Here is an 18,903-nt window from a genome sequence, read left to right on the forward strand (position 1 = left end):
AGGACATTGTTTAGTTATTATTCTAATTCTAGCTGCTTGGTTTCCTTCCCAAGGAAAATGACACCAATAACCCCTATAATAATGGCTCCACAGAAAATGGCAAAGATGAAGCCTATATCATAACCCGCTGTTAGTAAAGAACCAACTAGTAGCGGTCCGAAAATACCACCAATTCGGCCAGCGGCTGCTGCCATCCCTGCACCAGTACCTCGAATAATGGACGGGTATTGCTCAGGTGTATAAGCATATAAGGCTCCCCATGCTCCTAAGTTAAAGAAGGATAAAAACATACCTGACAATAACAGTACTACAAGTGTTTCAGCATTGCCGAAAATAAAAGCACTCACGGCAGTACCAATTAGATAGGAAACAAGCACAAATTTCCGTCCAAACTTTTCAATAAACCAGGCTGCAGTAAAGTAACCTGGCAATTGAGCTAATGTCATAATGAGAACATACTTAAAGCTCGTAATCATATCAAAGCCCTTACCAACCATGACACTTGGAAGCCATAAGAACATACCGTAATACGAAAATACTACTGTAAACCAAAGCACCCAAAGCATCAATGTGGAACGTGCATATTTTTTTGACCAAACTTCTTTTATATTTTGAAGGATGCTACGTGATTTGGCCTCTTGCTTCACCGTAAACTGCGGTGAATCTGGGAGATGCCATCTAAGATATATAGCATAAAATGCAGGGAGTGCTGTTAAGATAAGCGCTACTCGCCATCCCCACGTTGGAATAACAAAATAGGATATCAATGCGGCAATTAGCCATCCAGCTGCCCAAAAACTTTCCAATAAAACAACTACGCGTCCTCTTTCTTTTGCTGCCACGCTTTCAGATACTAGCGTTGATGCTACAGGTAGTTCACCGCCCAGACCCATTCCTACTAAAAAGCGTAGCATTAAAAATGCCGTTAATGTAGTGGTAAAAGCGGATAGTCCACTTGCAATGGAAAATAGGACAAGTGTCCACATAAAAATTTGCTTTCTCCCTATTTTGTCGGCAAAAACACCGAATACAAGGGCTCCAACAGCCATTCCGATAGAGTTAATACTACCAATCCAGCCAGATTGACTTGGTGTCAGTCCCCAATCTGCTGCCAATGCTGCAATGACAAACGATAATATTCCAACATCCATTGCATCGAAAAGCCATCCAATCCCCGCAACGCCCAATAGTTTATTTCTAGAAATAGTTTGCTGAGATTTATTTGTTCCTACAGTATTTGTCGCCATTTTAACCACCTGTCTTTACACTTGACTTTACATTATAAGATTACTATACAGTTGTTTCAAGAAAGTGACAAGCAAAATTCAAATTACCGAATTGTTTCGACAATTTATGAAATGCTATTGAAATAATAGTGTGATTTGCGTTAAAATGTCTTTTATACAAATACAACTGTTCTTTCTATAAGAACAAAAGGAGATCGTATCTTTATGTGGAAAGGCCTTATTGAAGAATATAAACAATTTTTACCTGTAACAGAAAATACACCCGCATTAACTTTAAACGAAGGCAATACGCCTCTTATACATTTAGTGAATTTATCCAAGAAACTGGGCATTGAGCTTTACGGTAAAATTGAGGGTGCTAACCCAACTGGCTCTTTTAAAGACCGTGGTATGGTGTTTGCTGTAGCTAAAGCTATTGAAGATGGTAGTAAATGTGTGATTTGTGCCTCAACAGGAAATACATCCGCTGCTGCAGCTGCTTATGCTACAAGAGCTGGTATTCAATCCATCGTAGTAATTCCTAAAGGAAAAGTTGCCCTTGGTAAGCTTGCACAAGCAACTATGTATGGTGCAAAAATCATTGAGATTGATGGTAATTTTGATGATGCTTTAAGTATTGTTCGCCAAGTAAGTGAAACAACTCCTGTCGCACTTGTAAACTCCGTCAATCCATACCGCATTGAAGGTCAAAAAACTGCATCCTTTGAAATTGTAGATGCCTTAGGCTCGGCTCCTGATTATCTATGCATCCCAGTTGGTAATGCAGGGAATATTACTGCTTACTGGAAAGGCTTTAAAGAATATCATGCTGCTAAAGATTCTGGTTTACCAAAGATGTATGGCTTTGAGGCAGAAGGTGCAGCAGCAATCGTCAAAGGAGAGCCTATTACAAATCCGGAGACAGTTGCCACTGCTATTCGAATTGGTAACCCCGCTAGCTGGAAGTTGGCAGAAGCAGCTCGCGATGAATCTGGAGGTATTATTGATTCCGTAACAGATCAAGAAATTATTGCTGCTTATCAATTAATCGCCAATACAGAAGGTATTTTTGTTGAACCTGGCTCTGCCGCATCATTAGCAGGTGTTATTAAATCAGTGGAGAACGGAAAAATTCCAAAGGGTTCAAAAGTAGTTACAATCTTCACAGGTAATGGACTAAAAGACCCCGATACAGCTATGGAGGTATCCACAGTCGATCTAGTATCCCTTAAAAATGACGAAAATGAAATTCGAGAGTATATCGAGGGAGTACTATGAGTAAAGCATGGCAAATCTCAGTTCCAGGAAGCACAGCCAATTTAGGGCCTGGCTTTGATTCCATAGGACTCGGCTTGACTCTATACTTACAATTAACAGTCACTTTACAAGATACATGGGATATTATCCATCTTGATGATAACGGTCCTAAAGAGTTTGAGCTTGACGAACATTTACTATACGTCATTGCAAAAAAAGTTGCTGCCCAATATGGTCAACAATTACCTGCATGTCGTGTCGAGATGGCTAGCGAGCTACCATTAGCACGTGGGCTTGGAAGCAGCGCTGCTGTGATAGTTGCAGGTATTGAACTAGCCAATCAAGTATGTGGGCTTAACTTAACAATACAAGATAAACTCAACTTATCATCTCAAATTGAGGGACACCCAGACAACGCAACCGCTTCTGTTTTAGGAGGCTTAACCATTTCTTCTATGGATGATACAGGTCATGTTGATACTTTTCATATCAATGAAATTGATGCTTCCTTTGTGGTATATGTACCAAACGTCGAATTAAAAACGAGCGAGTCTCGATCTGTATTGCCAGAGCAATTTGAAAGAGCCTATGCTGTCCATGCTTCGGCAAATGCTAATATGTTAGCAGCTTCACTAATGGCACGTGATTTCCAGCGTGCTGGGCGTTATATGGAAGAAGATCTATTTCATGAACCGTTTCGTGCAAAGCTAATACCCGAGTATACAGAAATTCGTACGGCAGCAAAGATGAATGGTGCGTATGGTACGGCTTTAAGTGGAGCTGGCCCTACATTGATTTCTATCATTCCCTCTACCATTGCATATGACTTCGTTCAAACTATGAAAAATCACTTCCCTGAACATCAAGTGATTTTAACAAAAGCTGATGAGCAAGGTATACAAGTACGTGAATATATGAAACGTCTACTATAATAGTAGGCGTTTTTTCTTGAAAGCAAGTGTGGATAAAACTAATATTATAGAAGTATAGGAATTGCCTTGAAACACCTATTATTAACAACTACGATGTGCGCTTTTCTAAGGAGGAACTATCTTGAAGCCAATTATATTCTGCGATTTCGATGGCACAATAACAGAAACTGATAATATCTTTTCTCTGATGACGGAATTTGTTCCACAAGAATCTGAGAAAATTGCAAAAGCTATGATGGAGCAAACCATTTCATTTAAAGATGGGCTCTCTGCCATGTTTCATTTACTTTCTACTCAACAGAAAGATGAAGTCATTCAATATCTTATGGATACAGCTATCATTCGTGAAGGCTTTGGAGATTTTGTTCGATATGCTCAAAATCATGGCATACCATTTTACATTGTAAGTGGAGGGGTCGATTTTTTTATTGAGCCTTTAGTAGAAAAATACGGTCCTTTCTCTGGTATTTACTGCAATACAGCTGACTTTTCTGGTGAGCAAATTAAACTAATTTATTCAAATAGCTGTGATGAGGATTGCGCAAAATATAGCATACAAGGGTGTGGTTGCTGCAAGCCTAGCGTTATGCGGAAAGTGGCAAAAGAAGATCATTTTAAAATCGTTATTGGTGATTCTCTTTCAGATTTTGAAGCTGCCAAACAAGCCGATATTGTTCTGGCTAGAGATCATCTCATTCAACACTGTGAAGAGCTTCATGTTCCATATAAACCATTTGTCACATTCCACGACTGTTTAAAAGTTGTACAGGAACTTATAGAAACCAAACATACTATACCAGCCACTTAATGTACGACTATACAAAAAGGGAACCATATGAATGGCTCCCTTTTTGATAGACTTATACTAATAACACAAGGCTGATGGCCATGACAGCCATTCCCGCTACCAAACCATACATAGATAAATGAGTTTCATCATACCTCTGCGCTGCTGGTAATAATTCATCCAATGAAATAAAGACCATTATGCCTGCCACTCCAGCAAAAATGATGCCAAACATAACGTCTGTTAAAAATGGCATAAGGAGCAAAAATGCTACTAATGCACCGACGGGCTCTGCTAACCCCGATAAAAAGGATAATTTAAAAGCCTTTCGACGATTACCCGTGGCAAAGAAAATCGGTACAGACACTGCTATCCCCTCTGGAATATTATGAATTGCTACTGCTATCGCAATGGCAATCCCTACATTTGGGTCATTAATAGCTGACATAAATGTAGCTATCCCCTCCGGAAAGTTATGAATTCCAATAGCTAGAGCTGTAAAAATACCCATCTTCATCAAATGATCTTCATTGACCTGTGGCTTTATTGCATTCACATCTTCCACTAGCTTTACTTCATGAGGATTTGTTGATTTTGGAATGAATTTATCGATTAAGGCAATGAATAACATGCCACCGAAGAATCCGGCGATTGTCATCCAATAACCATTTGTAGTACCTAATGCATTTGTTAAAGCATCTTTAGCCTTAACGAAAATCTCAACAAGTGAGACATAAATCATAACACCTGCAGAAAAACCCAATGCTAGCGATAAAAATTTTGTATTTGTTCGTGATGTAAAAAACGCTATTAAACTACCTACCCCAGTTGCAAGCCCTGCAAATAGAGTCAGTCCAAATGCTAGTAAAACGTTCCCGTCCATACCCTTCTTCCTTTTCCCTTTTTTTTATTGTACTCATCTTAACGCAGAAGTTTCCTAAGAGCAATTCTTTTTTACAAGGTAAATATCGCTCATGCCCTTCCTTGATCCTTTTGCACAGAAAAAAGCAGTACCAAATCCGATGAATTTGATACTGCCCTCACAACCTATTTATGATTCGATTGGAATGTTCTTTTGCGACGTTCATACCAGATGACACAAATGATAAACCAAGTATAGCCCATACTCCAGCCTGCAAGTACATCCGTAGCAAAGTGTCTAGCACCAGCTATACGAGATAATCCTATAAGCACCATCAGAATCGTAGCCCCAACCCATAATAGGATTTTACGACTTTTACTGTTATTTTCAGCTAATATATAAGCAGTTGCAAACAAATAAAGAATACCCGTCATAGCATGTCCAGATGGAAAACTATACGATGTTAATTGATCTTCAATTTCAGGTCGCGCTCGTTGGATCCACTTTTTTAATGCTTGATTTAACACATTCCCTGCTGCAAATGTTAAAACAACAAATAGCATGCCACGATAATTTTTTGTCTTCCACGCTAAATACACAATCAAAAGTACCGCTACAATGACAACAAATATAGGTTCTCCTATATAATGAAAGACTTCAATAAATTGATTGCCAAAAAAGACATCTGCCATTTTTGCATCAAATTTATTCATCCAATCACTTTGAAAAGTAAATTTCAGAAAAATAAAAATAATTAGTGTAATAATTGCCAAAGGATAGGCCCATTTTTTCATACGTTCACCTCAAAAACATACTGCTATGATCTTCACATCATAACATAATTATGTCCAAACTAGAGGGAGAGAAGCATTAATTTTTATAAATACATTTTACATTCTTCAGTGACAATCATGGACTGTTCATTAGGCTTGTTAAAATAATTAGAGAAGACCAATGCCACAATGAATAAAATGGCCACGATAGGTAGAATTTTTCTAAATATCATCAACACACCTCTGTTCCACATCTAAATTATTTGATGAGTACTGGATCAAACAGCCAATCCTTTGGACCAAAGTTTCGATCTTTTTCTCCTCTTACTTCACGAGAGATTCCATGTTTTATAATCACTTCTCTAAATCTTTTACTAAATAAAGTTTTTTTATAAAGATATCTTCCATCATGACTCCATTCAGCTGAGTAAAAGACATCTCCTTTTAACGCAGCTAAATCTTCCTGATGATAAATATCTGGCCCCTTGATAACACCATTTAAACCACAGCTACATGGAGGTTGTTCAGTTGCAAAGTATAATTTCACTCTATCCTGACTACAAGACGGTAGAATTTGTGTAGGAATAATTTGATAAGCTGGCTGTTTTCCTTGCTCAGGCCCCTGATGGATTACCTCTAAAAATTCAAAGCCTTCTAGTTTTTCATTTTTCAATAGTGCTACCAGTTCCTCTGTAGCTACCCAATATCCACTTACATGAACTAAATGACGTCCATTCATGTGTGAAGTATCAATAACTATAGGAGATAATTGCTCTTTATCCATAAGTCCGCAATTTTTACAATGAGTACTTAAAGAAAATAAGGTCCCTTTATCCTCTAGAAACATCTCGGGTGAATTCCCTGTTGAATTTAAAGTAAACAATGGTGCCCGTTCATATTCCAAATCAGAAAATTCAAAGTAGAAACGCTCTCCTATTGAGACAATGCCAAATTCACGTTCTAATGACTCGTATACGGCAGCTACTTTCTCATATGTCACATCTTCATTTAATGTAAAAATAGGATTAAATTTTGTTTTTAAATTTCTCTTTCTAATTTCAGGCGCACCAATAGCAATACCATGACGATTATAAACGTTAATCACTTGATCTTGACTAGATTCATCTATAGAAAACAAATTTTCGAGTTCTACTTTCACAATACACGCCTACCTTTATAAAGTTTTATGGTGAAGTATATTGACTGCTAGTTACCATTCTATAATCTACCTTTTACATAGATAGTCAGGTTCCTTTATTTTAAAGAAAATCATTTGTATTATTACTCGCTATAGCAAATCTACTTAACCACGGTAATTTAAGCGTACCAGTACTTATACCGATATTTCAACTTCGGGTTTACGCCAATTTTTTGGCGTGATTCACACGAAAATATGGCGTGATTTGGCGGACATAAAAATACACCGCCACTTTTTTGGCGGTGTTTGAAAATTTCATAGTAAATCCAGCATAATAATACGGTACATTTTTCCATAAAATTATATGAGAAGAATTTTTGACATAAAGTACCTTTTAATAGAAAAATACACCAACAGTATAGCATGGAATTTCTTTAGAGTAAATTCATTCTTTCAGCAAGATTGACAGCCTCTGTTCTTGAATCTACATTTAGCAAAGAAAAGAGTTGTGTTAAATATCTCTCAGTAGTTCGCTGAGGAATATTCAACTAAATAGCAATGGCTTTATTTGTATGACCTTCTGCAATCAGTCTTAAAATTTTCTTTTCTTTTTCATTTAAATGAATATCTTTAGCACTTTGCAATTTAAATTTATCATCCAGAAAATCTAAGAAATTTTTCGGTAGAACAAATTCACCATTTGCAATCGCTCTGACTGTCCGTATGATTTGCTCCTTAGAAGCCGTTTTCGCTAAAATGCCTTCTATTTTTCTCTCTAATATAAGAGGATAATAATCCGTTATATCGTCTCCTGTATAAAGGATAACGGAAGCATCCGACTGAATAGATTTAATATGACGGGCTAAATTAATACCATTTTCCAATGGCATGTTAATATCAATCAGGTAAATAGCATATGGTTTATTTTTTATCCTTTGTATAACACATGTGGCATCACTTTCAGTATCAATTATAATATCTTCATTTTCGTGAAATAAATTTTTAGTTCCCTCTAAAACTATAGGGTGATCATCCACTATGAGCATGGTAATCATGTGTTTCACTCCCTTCTTTAACTGCTATTCTAATAGACATCCCTTGGTTTAGTTGTGAGTCAATATAAAAATGACCATTAAAGGCTTTTACACGCTCCTGCATACCTCGGATGCCCATTGACTCTGCTACGATAATATCCTCTACATGACACCCAACACCATCGTCACTATAAATGATTTCAAAACCATCATTCATTTCCTTTAGATGGATTTCAACAGCTGTTGCATAAGAATGTTTTAAGGCGTTATTCAGTACCTCTTGGAATAATCGATAAATCATTAAATTCATACGCTCATCTTCTAAATACAGACGATCTATTGAATAAATTAGAACAAAATTAGCTCTTTCTTGAACCTTCCGAATTAACTTTTCTAATGCAGCGTTTAAACCTAATGTATCCAGTAATGGAGGCTTTAAATTCTCACAGTATGATCGTAATTCATGTAGAGAGTCAACCATTTGCTTATGAATTTTTGCAAGCTTCTCCTGAATGTCTGTTGTATCCTTTGCATTAACAAGGACATCCACCTCTCTTGCAATATGAAGTTGTTCCTGCAAATTGGTGTCGTGTAGCTCTTGGGCTAACTGGTATTTTTCTTCTTCGAATCTCAACCATAACAGCTTATTAAGCCACGGCAATTGGCCGTCATCAGCTTGCTTCATATGCTTCAATTCCTCTAATAGTTCTTCCACCATCTTCGTATTTTCAATAAAATTATTTACATACAGTAGAAGCAATTCGAGCCATAGTAGCTCCTCATCTTTTAAATGAATGGTATTGTTATGCCCCAGCACTAATGCTCGTTTATAATGTACATCCTGATGGAGAAATGCTAAATAAATTTTATCAATCTTACGTATTTCTCCTAACCTTATATCATCCATTGTGTCAGGATGGATTAAAATTCTTTCCCCATTATTTGTAAGGAATTCATTCGTATCATAGTTATAAGTTAAAACAAAAACATCCTCTAGCTCCAAATGGACAGAAACCTCATATGCGAATTTCTCTAAAAGTTCATCCATTTTAATAGTTTTCCCTATTTTATCGACAGCCGTGTACAGTTGATGGATGTAATCACCTTTTGTTGAAAATAATATTTTCCTCTTGCGATAGTCAACTTTTTCTTTTACATAAAAGAGTATGACTAACGAGGAAAATGTAAAGAAGGACACGCCTGACATGACAGTGATTCTTAAATATTGACCGGCAATGAAATACAAGCCAACTGTGAACCATAAGGTAAATAGTAAAGAAAAAATAACATAGTAGCGCAATCTAGTAATATGATACTCGATATCAAATAATCGTTCCGCTAATTGTGTAAATATAAAGCTAAAAGGTATCAGTAATAAAAATAAGGAGCTAATCTCAGATGAAAGGATATACGTATGAAAAAGGATTTTTGGAAGTACATATAAAAATAGAAATGGTAAGAACGGAATCATTATACTACTTAATAAAATTTTCAACTGAGGTGAGCTATATTTGAAATAGCTTATTAATAAAATACCTAGGATAATAATAAGCAAAATAAGGAACATAAATAATACAATATTCGAAAGTATATCATTAGAAGCAGGGAAAACAGTGCCAATACAAGCCAATATAAAACCAATCAAAGGCATTAAATAAAAGAGCCGGATATTATTCGTAAACATCCATTTTGTTTTCATAAATGCAAAATAATTTCTTAAAAAATGTAATAAAATCACTAAACATAATAGCATAGTAGTACGATTTACAATAATCCCTATCCCGTCTAACCTACCCGAAACTCCACTACTTACATAAGCTAGCGAGACAGCTAATATAAAAAGAATGAGTAAATCTGTTAACCTAGTATTTCTTTGCTTGAAATATAAATAAAAAGCAACAAATAACGTTAATAAATAATAGCAAGCTGGAACTATTAATACATAAAAAAATTGTTGAGGAATATCTAAATGTTTAATATGTATATTTATTATTTTCCCATCTGGCTTCATAATTGTAAGGTCATTCGCAGATAGTATTTTTGATTTATATTTCAATTGATTTAGTTCGGCAATTGGGCCATCATCTACGTTTAAAACAGTATCACCAATGGATATATTCTGCCCCTTAGCCCAATCTTTATAATATAGTTGAGATACTAGCCATTTACCCTCTTTTTCTTCTACCCCAATTTCAATATATGGCGCGCTATAATTCACAAAATTTAAATATAAACCTAACACTACATAAAGAACTATAGCGGGCCAAAAAAACTTGTTACGCAAAGTTTTTAGTTCCAAATTTCACTTTCTATATTCATTTCATCAATAAATGCTTCTAAAATTGCCATTTGTTCTATAGATGAAATTCCAATTAATGAGGCTCTTTGTTCTTTTAATAATGCAACTAGGCTTGGGTTTTTTTCTAAGTACTGAATTACATTAATCATCCAATCGCTCCTCATCACTTTATTAATTTTTGTAGGTAGTCTTTAGCTAAATCATTTAATTCTATATTTTCAAGATCATTTATTGCCTTCAATTTATAGACATTTTTCACAGTAACTGCATAGCGTATTGCTCCGCCATTTGTCAACTCATTTTCTGCTTCTTTATGGTCCAAAATTGTAACTATATCATCATTATAATAGTCAGCTACAGATTTTGAAACATCATTTTTCTGTGATAAAAGATAAATAATCGGCAAGGAGAATCTTTTATTTAGTAGGTCATTTTTAGGTCCCCATGCTTTCAAACTTTGGATATCATTTTTAATTTGTTGGATAATGCCTATGTACTTTCCATAAGTCTCTACTTCCTTGGATACTTCTCCTTTAGCAAGAACCTCTCCTATCAAGCAACTCATCGCTGTTAAGGAACCAGATTTAAGTGTAATCATGTGTACATAAGAATCTTCATCCCGGCAATTATTTAATAAGTCCAATTGCTGACCACTAATACTTTTTAATGCGCATTCCTCAAGTATTGTTATAGCAGCTCTTTTATGTTCAAAGGAAGTTTCATTAATTGTTTTTGAAGCCATAATCAGCATAGCTAGAGCAACATTTAAAGAAAGTTCTGGCGTCCTGCTCCAACTATTATCTGAATCCTTATCTTGAAGATCATCAATAATATCAAAAGACAGTATTAAGAGTTCAACCGCTGCAGCGATTTTGTAAATGTCGTCATTTACACTATCTGAAAACGCCTCATAGTGCCAATAGCATAATTTACCGAAAGAAAAACCTACTTCTATTTTTTCTTCTTTAAAGCTTTTAAACAGCAATTTTAGCTCATGATCAAGAAATGTTTCATTTTCAATAAGAATGTCTAATGATTTATTAATACACTCATCCAACCCGTTCAATAGTCCTCTCTCCCTCCCGATATATTAATAAATATTATATATATTAATGGGAATTAATACTAGCAGTGTCAATATTTTATACATATAATCCCATAGTTTCTTATATAAAGAAGTATCCCGCCAAAAAGTGGCGTTAATTATACAAACCACGCCATTATTTTGTTAAATCATAGTTATAATATGGCGGTAGAGAACTATGTACCGCCATAAAATTGGCGTAAACTCACCATTGAAATGGCGTTATAACAGATGTTACGCTTATAGTAATATAAATTGATTTTCTCAATGTCCTGATAGATTGATGAACATGAATTTTTTTGTACTGGGAGTGTTTTAAAATGAAAAATGGATTTAACGAAACTGTTTTCATACTTACGGCTACTTTTTCATGTAATATCTCTGTCTCAGCTGAAGAAATTACACTTAAAAAGCCTACAGAGGAGCAACTACGAATTGAACAGATTATTATTCAGTCTGAGTTAAAAGCTTATCAAGAAACCTTAAAGGTCTACAAAAAGCTTTCAACCTTTTCAAACTTAATTAGTGATGTTCCTGGATTTGAAGATACATTTCAGCAAAAAAGAGATTACTATATTCAGCAATATGGCATTATTAAAATTTCGAATGACAACCTATCTAGTATGCCATCCGTCAATCCATTAACCTTTGGATTAAATATAGCGTCATCTACTGTTTACATGACAGCAAACTACACAATTATTAATGCTAGAGGACTGACCGCGGTGACAGAATCATCTATTACTCATAAGCTAGATGAAAATACTAGCATCTCTGGGCTCTCCATTAATGAAAGCACCATTTCCTTTAATATGGATGCTACATTTTGTAGTTCAATAAAAACACCGATTACCCATTAGTTTGAATAAGCAGATAGCAATGGCATCCCTTTTCGTTCCATTGTTATCTGCTTTTTTATGTACAATAAAAAGGTGCCTCAATTGCTTGAGACACCTCCAGGCTATTAACCTTTTACATAATATACTTCTTGTCCGCTTTCAATGATATGATCAGGCTTTGGCTTACCTGCGCTTGCCTTATGACCAGCAATATGCTCAGGGCTCTTCTCCCAATTCTTCCATGCTTCTTCTGATTCCCAACGAACCATCACTAGCACTTCCTCATCACCACGGCGAACTTTCTTGACAAGTACCTGTTTATCAATGAAACCAGGTTGTTGTTCAAGTAATGATGGTCCGTTTGGATTAGCACCAAAACGTTCCACCACTTTATCCGAATTCCCTTCCGTCACAACGATACGTTTAATTTGTACAAACATATTAGTTAAACGCCTTTAATACATCTTCAACTTTTAACGTTTCAGATTGTAAACCGCCACCTGAAAGGTACCAAACTTCTGGATCTAAGTAGAATACTTTACCGTTTTTTACAGCGTTTGTTGCACTTACGATTTCGTTTTCAATTGCAGCCTTTGTACCTGATTCACCGTTTTCATTTACAACAGCGTCACGGTCAACTACAAATAGAATATCAGGGTTTGTATCACGAACATACTCAAAACTTACATTATCACCATGTGTGCCAACTTTAACTTTCTCATCAGCAGCTTTCACACCAAATACATCATGAATAACACCGAAACGTGAACCAGAACCATATGCTGATAATGCGCCTTCACTACCTAATACGATTAAAGCTTTCTCTTCTGATGCAGTTGCTTTGCCTTTTACTTCTTCAACTTTTGCTTCATATGCAGCGATTGCATCTGCTGCTTCTTTTTCTTTACCAAAGATTTTACCAGCTAATTCTGTATTAGCTTTGAATGATTCTAAGAAGTTTTTGTTATCTACACCAATGTAAACTGTTGGTGCAATTTTAGATAACTCAGCATATGCTGCTGACGCACGACCAGAGATGAAAATAATATCTGGGTTGATTTCAGATAATTTTTCATAATCAGGCTCGAATAAAGTACCAGCATTTACATAAGTGCTATCTTTATATTTGCTTAAGTAGGATGGTAATGAATCTTGTACTACTGCAGTAGGATTAACACCTAGTGCATCTAGAGTATCTAGGAAACCATTATCAAAAACGACAACTTTTTCTGGGATCTTATCAAGCTTTACTTCTTCAAACGTAGTATTACCATCGCGACCTTCAATTGTGCTACCTGGAATAGTTAGTGGATATGCTGAAGACGCCTCGTTTTGTTCTTCTGCCGGCTTGTCAGTTGACGTACCTTTATCTTCTTCTTTTGCTTCGTCTTTTGAACCGCAAGCAGCTAAAACTAATAGCATCATCGCCATTAATACTGTTAGTAATTTCCATTTTTTCATTTTAAAAATTCTCCTTTAAAATTTATTTTATAGTTAATGGATGGTTAAACCATCTGTTACTATTTCTAAGAATTAAAATAAACACAAATTCGGCAGCCATCCTGCTCTTGAACAGGGATATCCATATCATAGATTTCCTTCAGCGCGTCCGAGTTAATAATATCGTTGGTAGAACCGTTTTTCACAACACGGCCATCTTTTAATGCAACAATATTATCTGAGTATACTGATGCAAAATTAATGTCATGCAGTACAATTACAACTGTTTTCCCTAACTCATCCACTAGCTTACGTAAAATCTTCATAATCTGAACAGAATGTTTCATATCTAAATTATTCAATGGCTCGTCCAGTAAGATGTATTCTGTATCCTGAGCAATAACCATTGCAATAAAAGCCCGCTGACGTTGACCGCCTGATAATTCATCTAAGTAACTATGTTGAATATCTTCTAAATTCATATATTGAATAGCTTCATCCACTTTTTCTTCATCTTCGGGTTTTAAATTTCCTTTTGAATAAGGGAAACGACCAAAGGATACAAGCTCACGAATCGTTAAGCGGACATTCATAAAGTTAGACTGCTTTAATATGGATACGCGCTTGGCGAAATCATCTGATTTCCAGCGTCTTACATCTGCTTTGTCGAGTAGTACCTCACCAGTATCTGCATTCAGCAAACGGCTCACCATCGAAAGTAGCGTGGACTTTCCTGCACCATTGGGTCCAATAAAAGACGTTATTTTCCCTGAAACAATGTCAACACTTACATCTTGAACGACAGGTTTTTTCCCGAAAAACTTCGTAATTTCTTTGACTTGTATCATCCTGCTGACCTACTTTCTCTTAATAATAAGTAGATGAAGTATACTCCACCCACGAAATTAATAATGACGCTTAGTGTAGTACTGAAAGTGAATACTCGTTCAACCATCCACTGCCCACCGATTAAAGCAATAATACTCATTACACAAGAACCAGCAATTAAGATAGAGTGCTTGTATGTTTTAAAATACTGATACGATAAATTCGCAACGATTAATCCAAAGAATGTAATGGGCCCAACTAGCGCTGTCGAAACGGAAATCAAGATAGAGGCTAAAATTAGCATGCGTTGTACCAGCTTATCGTATGGTACACCTAAATTAATTGCTGTATCTCGCCCTAAAGACATGACATCTAATTGATTCATATGACGCCAACCATATATAAACGTTAGTAAAATAATTACACCAGCAAGCCAAACTAAATCTGAATTAACATTGTTAAAACTTGCAAACATTTTACTTTGTAAGCCTAAAAATTCATTAGGATCGATCAATACTTGGAAGAATGTTGTGATACTTCCTAAAAACGTACCGACAATCATACCAACAAGTAGTAAGAAATATATTGGTCGCTTTCCTTCTTTAAATAAAACTCGATAAAAAATTAAAGCGAAAACAATCATTGAGACAATAGCAAGGGTAAAATTATAGTAAATATTGATAACTAAAATAGATGTAGAGCCAAAGAAAAAGTAGATACATGTTTGAATCAACATATACAAAGCATCTAATCCCATGACACTTGGCGTTAAAATCCGATTATGGGTAATGGTTTGGAAAACCACTGTTGAATAGGCAATAGCTATACCCGTTAGCGCCATCGCTATAACTTTTATGACACGTCTCGGAAAAGCATAGTGATAATTCCCATTTAACTCCCAAAACAGATACAATAAGATAGCTATCACGGCAAGACCCAGTAAAATGAACATTCTTGTACGATTACGCATATGCTCTCCCCCTAAACAACATGACTAGGAAGATGGCACTTCCAATTACACCAACAGTCATACTAATTGGTATCTCATAAGGGAAAATCAGTACGCGTCCTAAAATATCGCAGAATAATAAGAATGACATACCAAGTAATGCTGTATGCGGCAATGTTTTTGCCAAATTATCACCTTTAAACAGTGAAATAATATTCGGTATGATCAAGCCAAGGAATGGAATGACACCGACTGTTAGCACCACTGTTGTGGAGATAAGAGCCACCAATACTAAGCCTAAATTCACCACAAACTTATAGGATAGACCAAGATTTTTAGCAAAATCCTCACCCATACCGGCTACTGTAAAACGATTGGCATAAATATAAGCTAAAATAAGTACTGGTACACTTATGTATAACAGTTCATAACGGCCTTTCATGATTAATGAGAAATCTCCTTGTAACCATGCAGAAATGTTTTGGATAATATTTGCCTTATAAGCAAAGAACGTTGTTACGGAAGACAGAATATTACCATACATTAAGCCAATAAGCGGTATAAAAATCGCATCTTTAAACTTAATTCGATTTAATATTTGCATAAATAATAATGTGCCGGCTAAAGCAAATATGAAAGCGAAGGAAATTTTTTGGAAATACGTGACATTTGTGAAAAACATCATGGAAATCAATACACCCAGTCGAGTGGCATCTAAAGTACCTGCTGTCGTTGGTGATACGAACTTATTCCTACTTAAGCTTTGCATAATTAAACCAGCAATACTCATACCTGCACCTGCTAGCAAAATAGCAACAAGTCTAGGTACACGACTAATTAAAAATAGTCTAGTTTCTTCTGATTGGAAGTCTAATAGATCACTTGGTTTAATATCTACTACTCCGATAAATAGCGATACTATAGACAACACAACAGTTGCTGTTAAAAGATATCTTATTTTCATAGTAATCCCCGGTAGATTTCAATTTTGTGTGTAATGAATGTGTATTGAAAATGATTATCATTACTCACGATTTCCATTATAGTCATGTTTTCATTCTCAGTCAACCTGTAAATGAGAATTATTCTCGGTTTATTTTAAAGGAACTAAAAAACGTGTCTAATTAATGAAATATTAGTATTTTCGGCAAATTTCAAACTTTAAATAATTCACTATTTCTACAATTTTTTTATCCAAACAAAATGGTAATTGAGAACACCTCCGCGTCTCAATTACCATTTTTAATCGTTATAGGATTCGTCTCCCTATTCTAAACCATGCTGAAATAATGAATATAATTAATACCAAACCTACATAGCCCATGACTGCATAGAGCTTAGCTACAAGCGTCGTAAATCCTGCTAGACTTGCTAAAAAGCCTAAAACTCCTATAAAAATAACCGCTACTTTAAAGCTAGGTCTATCAGGCTTAAAGAATCTTACCATAAATGAATAGAGCATCCCTACTGCCGTATTATAAATCATCCCTAATAGAGAAAAAGTCATTAATAGCCCAACTAATGGATGAATTTCATTTGCTAATGCTAGCATAGGAATATCTAGTCCTATAACAACGTTCATTTTTGCAAGAAGAGAAAAATTAATAAGCAGAATTAAAGCGCCTAATAGAATTCCGCCAATAATGCCCCCCATTCCAGCTATTTTATCATTGCGCACCGAGCCACACATCACCGTTAATAATGAAAAACTTACTCCAATATTAAATGACATATATAACAAAGCAGTCACCCACCAGCTTTTAGAGCTTATTTGCGCCTGCTGGGCAATTACCGCCTGTTCGACAAAGGTAAGATCCATCGTTGCAATGGCATAGATAGCAATAATAGAAACTATCGCTAATAAGTACGGAGTTGCTAGTGCAATAATATTAATAATACTTTTAACATCCATCATCACGGTGGCTATAGTTAGCAGTATCATACTTATACTACCTAGCCAAATAGGTAGTCCAAACATTTGCTGCAATGTTGCACCCGCACCCGCAAACATAATAACAGCCACGCCAAATAAAAACAGTGATAATAAATAATCCAAAATAAGACCAACAGCATTACCAGAAATCTGATAAATCAAATCCTTATGAGATGCAGTGCGTAGTCTTGAGCTAACCTGGGCTACACACATACCAACAATAGAGAAACCAACCATGGCTAATAGGGCACCATAAACCCCTTTAAAGCCATAGCTTGTAAAATAGAGGACAATTTCCTGTCCAGATGCAAATCCTGCACCAACGATAATTCCTACATAGGCACCGCCGATTTGCAAGCTTTTTTTCAATCAGTTCTCTCCTCGTTTTTTCCTTTATCGTAAATGATTTTTATCGATAGACCTCTTTGCTAATCGTTAGCTTATCAATAACAGCCTTATTAATTGTATAGCCAATTCCGATTTCTTGAGGTACATCAATGTATCCATTTTTGACGATGACTTCTGGATTAATAATATCCACATACCAATAATGACTAGACCCAGCAGTATCTCCAGGCAACACAAAATGGCTAAGCGAAGTTAAGGCAATATTATGTGCTCGTCCGATTCCTGCCTCTAACATTCCTCCACACCAAACTGGAATTTGATTCTCCTTACAGAGGTCATGAATCCGTTTCGCCTCTGTTAAACCGCCAACTCGTCCAATTTTAATATTGATGACACCACAGCTCCCTAGCTCAATTGCTTTACGAGCATCTTCAAGCGATGTGATACTTTCATCTAAGCAGATTGGTGTTTTTATGTTTTTCTGTAGGGTTGCATGATCCACAATATCATCAGTAGCTAATGGCTGTTCGATCATTAATAAGTTGTAATCATCAAGCTGCTGTAATATGGCGATATCATCCAACGTATAAGCTGAGTTTGCATCGACCATTAAAGGTAGTTCCGGTAGCTCTGCACGGATTGCACGCACCACTTCTACATCATAGCCAGGCTTAATTTTCACTTTCACCCTTTTGTAGCCCTTTTCCATATGGTCTTTTATTACTTCTATTAATTGAGCTGTTGAAGCTTGAATACCAACGCTGACCCCAACCTCAATACGTTGTTTTTGCCCACCTAAAGCTCTTGCGAGTGATTGCTTTGTTTGCTGGGAATAAATATCCCATATTGCACCTTCTACTGAAGCTTTCGCCATGCAATTTCTGCGAATAGGAGCAAACATTGTAGTCACCTCATCTGGGTGCCCCATCTCTTTATGTAGCAAGATGGGTATTAGAAAATCTTTCAGCATATGCCACGTCGTCTTTAAAGTCTCCTCTGTATACCAAGGCGCTACAAAAGCTACCGTTTCTCCCCATCCAGTAATCCCAGATTCATCTTGCGCTTCTATTAATAACAGTTCCTTTTCATCAATTGTGCCAAAGCTTGTTGTAAATGGTGCTTTCATCGGCATTTTAATATGTCTTAACGTTATCTTTTCTATTTTCACAAACTT

At 35.9% G+C, this 18,903-nt stretch carries 20 protein-coding genes; 4 read left to right on the forward strand and 16 right to left on the reverse strand.

What is annotated here, in order from left to right:
- Positions 1-17: 17 nt before the first annotated feature.
- Positions 18-1,247 carry an MFS transporter gene (locus AC07YC_RS13285; protein ID WP_336635546.1) on the reverse strand — a complete coding sequence of 410 codons (1,230 nt, stop codon included), beginning with the start codon at positions 1,245-1,247 and terminating at the stop codon, positions 18-20.
- A 204-nt stretch (positions 1,248-1,451) separates the two neighbouring features.
- On the opposite strand from AC07YC_RS13285, the gene thrC reads away from it, so the two are divergent.
- The 3 genes from thrC (at position 1,452) to AC07YC_RS13300 (ending at position 4,223) form a co-directional block, all read left to right on the forward strand.
- A complete protein-coding gene (thrC, locus tag AC07YC_RS13290; RefSeq protein WP_494919614.1) occupies positions 1,452-2,504 on the forward strand; it encodes a threonine synthase in 1,053 nt (350 codons plus the stop codon).
- A complete protein-coding gene (gene thrB, locus AC07YC_RS13295; RefSeq protein ID WP_494919615.1) occupies positions 2,501-3,415 on the forward strand; it encodes a homoserine kinase in 915 nt (304 codons plus the stop codon). The genes thrC and thrB overlap by 4 nt, the downstream gene beginning before the upstream one ends.
- 121 nt (positions 3,416-3,536) lie before the next feature.
- Positions 3,537-4,223, forward strand: a complete 687-nt coding sequence (locus AC07YC_RS13300; protein WP_494919616.1) for an MtnX-like HAD-IB family phosphatase — start codon at positions 3,537-3,539, stop codon at positions 4,221-4,223.
- A 52-nt stretch (positions 4,224-4,275) separates the two neighbouring features.
- Here AC07YC_RS13300 and zupT read toward each other — a convergent pair whose 3' ends face one another.
- The 8 genes from zupT to AC07YC_RS13340 all read right to left on the reverse strand — a co-directional run bounded on the left by zupT (position 4,276) and on the right by AC07YC_RS13340 (position 11,374).
- Complete coding sequence (gene zupT, locus AC07YC_RS13305; RefSeq protein WP_008175159.1) at positions 4,276-5,085, reverse strand: zinc transporter ZupT; 810 nt, start codon at positions 5,083-5,085, stop codon at positions 4,276-4,278.
- A gap of 164 nt (positions 5,086-5,249) precedes the next feature.
- Positions 5,250-5,858, reverse strand: coding sequence for a phosphatase PAP2 family protein (locus AC07YC_RS13310; RefSeq protein ID WP_494919617.1), 609 nt, complete (start codon positions 5,856-5,858; stop codon positions 5,250-5,252).
- Between the two features lie 83 nt (positions 5,859-5,941).
- Positions 5,942-6,070 carry a hypothetical protein gene (locus tag AC07YC_RS13315; protein WP_494919618.1) on the reverse strand — a complete coding sequence of 43 codons (129 nt, stop codon included), beginning with the start codon at positions 6,068-6,070 and terminating at the stop codon, positions 5,942-5,944.
- 26 nt (positions 6,071-6,096) lie between these two features.
- Positions 6,097-6,996: a hypothetical protein gene (locus tag AC07YC_RS13320; protein ID WP_494919619.1), complete on the reverse strand. Its 900-nt coding sequence runs from the start codon at positions 6,994-6,996 to the stop codon at positions 6,097-6,099.
- A gap of 527 nt (positions 6,997-7,523) precedes the next feature.
- Positions 7,524-8,012, reverse strand: coding sequence for a response regulator (locus AC07YC_RS13325; protein ID WP_494919620.1), 489 nt, complete (start codon positions 8,010-8,012; stop codon positions 7,524-7,526).
- Entirely contained in the window at positions 8,005-10,227 is a 2,223-nt protein-coding gene (locus tag AC07YC_RS13330) for a sensor histidine kinase (protein WP_494919621.1), read from the reverse strand. Before AC07YC_RS13330 ends, AC07YC_RS13325 begins: the two co-directional genes overlap by 8 nt.
- A gap of 71 nt (positions 10,228-10,298) precedes the next feature.
- Positions 10,299-10,457: a competence pheromone ComX gene (gene comX / locus AC07YC_RS13335; RefSeq protein WP_008175167.1), complete on the reverse strand. Its 159-nt coding sequence runs from the start codon at positions 10,455-10,457 to the stop codon at positions 10,299-10,301.
- Positions 10,458-10,471: 14 nt separating this feature from the next.
- Positions 10,472-11,374 (reverse strand): polyprenyl synthetase family protein, encoded by a 903-nt coding sequence (locus tag AC07YC_RS13340; RefSeq protein WP_336635553.1) that lies wholly within the window; start codon positions 11,372-11,374, stop codon positions 10,472-10,474.
- Positions 11,375-11,712: 338 nt separating this feature from the next.
- Between AC07YC_RS13340 and AC07YC_RS13345 the strand changes: the two genes are divergently transcribed.
- Entirely contained in the window at positions 11,713-12,252 is a 540-nt protein-coding gene (locus tag AC07YC_RS13345; RefSeq protein WP_494919622.1) for a hypothetical protein, read from the forward strand.
- A 104-nt stretch (positions 12,253-12,356) separates the two neighbouring features.
- On the opposite strand, the gene AC07YC_RS13350 is transcribed toward AC07YC_RS13345, so the two are convergent.
- The 7 genes from AC07YC_RS13350 to menC all read right to left on the reverse strand — a co-directional run bounded on the left by AC07YC_RS13350 (position 12,357) and on the right by menC (position 18,897).
- Positions 12,357-12,671 carry an antibiotic biosynthesis monooxygenase family protein gene (locus AC07YC_RS13350; protein ID WP_008175171.1) on the reverse strand — a complete coding sequence of 105 codons (315 nt, stop codon included), beginning with the start codon at positions 12,669-12,671 and terminating at the stop codon, positions 12,357-12,359.
- 1 nt (position 12,672) lies between these two features.
- Positions 12,673-13,692: a siderophore ABC transporter substrate-binding protein gene (locus AC07YC_RS13355; protein WP_336635555.1), complete on the reverse strand. Its 1,020-nt coding sequence runs from the start codon at positions 13,690-13,692 to the stop codon at positions 12,673-12,675.
- Between the two features lie 65 nt (positions 13,693-13,757).
- Positions 13,758-14,519, reverse strand: coding sequence for an iron ABC transporter ATP-binding protein (locus AC07YC_RS13360; RefSeq protein WP_336635556.1), 762 nt, complete (start codon positions 14,517-14,519; stop codon positions 13,758-13,760).
- Positions 14,516-15,469, reverse strand: a complete 954-nt coding sequence (locus AC07YC_RS13365; protein ID WP_494919623.1) for an iron chelate uptake ABC transporter family permease subunit — start codon at positions 15,467-15,469, stop codon at positions 14,516-14,518. The genes AC07YC_RS13360 and AC07YC_RS13365 overlap by 4 nt, the downstream gene beginning before the upstream one ends.
- Entirely contained in the window at positions 15,462-16,412 is a 951-nt protein-coding gene (locus AC07YC_RS13370; RefSeq protein WP_025117536.1) for an ABC transporter permease, read from the reverse strand. The genes AC07YC_RS13365 and AC07YC_RS13370 overlap by 8 nt, the downstream gene beginning before the upstream one ends.
- A gap of 285 nt (positions 16,413-16,697) precedes the next feature.
- Complete coding sequence (locus AC07YC_RS13375) at positions 16,698-17,750, reverse strand: YkvI family membrane protein (protein WP_494919624.1); 1,053 nt, start codon at positions 17,748-17,750, stop codon at positions 16,698-16,700.
- A 40-nt stretch (positions 17,751-17,790) separates the two neighbouring features.
- Positions 17,791-18,897 (reverse strand): o-succinylbenzoate synthase, encoded by a 1,107-nt coding sequence (gene menC / locus AC07YC_RS13380; RefSeq protein WP_494919625.1) that lies wholly within the window; start codon positions 18,895-18,897, stop codon positions 17,791-17,793.
- Positions 18,898-18,903 lie beyond the last annotated feature (6 nt).

The sequence above is a fragment of the Lysinibacillus sp. GW247-5R2A genome (assembly GCF_059424475.1).

Excerpts from the sequence above, each read along its gene's own strand:
- AC07YC_RS13355 (WP_336635555.1), bottom strand. The coding sequence starts at position 13,692 with ATGAAAAAATGGAAATTACTAACAGTATTAATGGCGATGATGCTATTA.
- AC07YC_RS13360 (WP_336635556.1), bottom strand. The coding sequence starts at position 14,519 with ATGATACAAGTCAAAGAAATTACGAAGTTTTTCGGGAAAAAACCTGTC.
- AC07YC_RS13345 (WP_494919622.1), top strand. The coding sequence starts at position 11,713 with ATGAAAAATGGATTTAACGAAACTGTTTTCATACTTACGGCTACTTTT.
- comX (WP_008175167.1), bottom strand. The coding sequence starts at position 10,457 with ATGATTAATGTAATTCAGTACTTAGAAAAAAACCCAAGCCTAGTTGCA.
- AC07YC_RS13350 (WP_008175171.1), bottom strand. The coding sequence starts at position 12,671 with ATGTTTGTACAAATTAAACGTATCGTTGTGACGGAAGGGAATTCGGAT.
- zupT (WP_008175159.1), bottom strand. The coding sequence starts at position 5,085 with ATGGACGGGAACGTTTTACTAGCATTTGGACTGACTCTATTTGCAGGG.
- AC07YC_RS13365 (WP_494919623.1), bottom strand. The coding sequence starts at position 15,469 with ATGCGTAATCGTACAAGAATGTTCATTTTACTGGGTCTTGCCGTGATA.
- AC07YC_RS13285 (WP_336635546.1), bottom strand. The coding sequence starts at position 1,247 with ATGGCGACAAATACTGTAGGAACAAATAAATCTCAGCAAACTATTTCT.
- thrC (WP_494919614.1), top strand. The coding sequence starts at position 1,452 with ATGTGGAAAGGCCTTATTGAAGAATATAAACAATTTTTACCTGTAACA.
- AC07YC_RS13310 (WP_494919617.1), bottom strand. The coding sequence starts at position 5,858 with ATGAAAAAATGGGCCTATCCTTTGGCAATTATTACACTAATTATTTTT.
- thrB (WP_494919615.1), top strand. The coding sequence starts at position 2,501 with ATGAGTAAAGCATGGCAAATCTCAGTTCCAGGAAGCACAGCCAATTTA.
- AC07YC_RS13315 (WP_494919618.1), bottom strand. The coding sequence starts at position 6,070 with ATGATATTTAGAAAAATTCTACCTATCGTGGCCATTTTATTCATTGTG.
- AC07YC_RS13370 (WP_025117536.1), bottom strand. The coding sequence starts at position 16,412 with ATGAAAATAAGATATCTTTTAACAGCAACTGTTGTGTTGTCTATAGTA.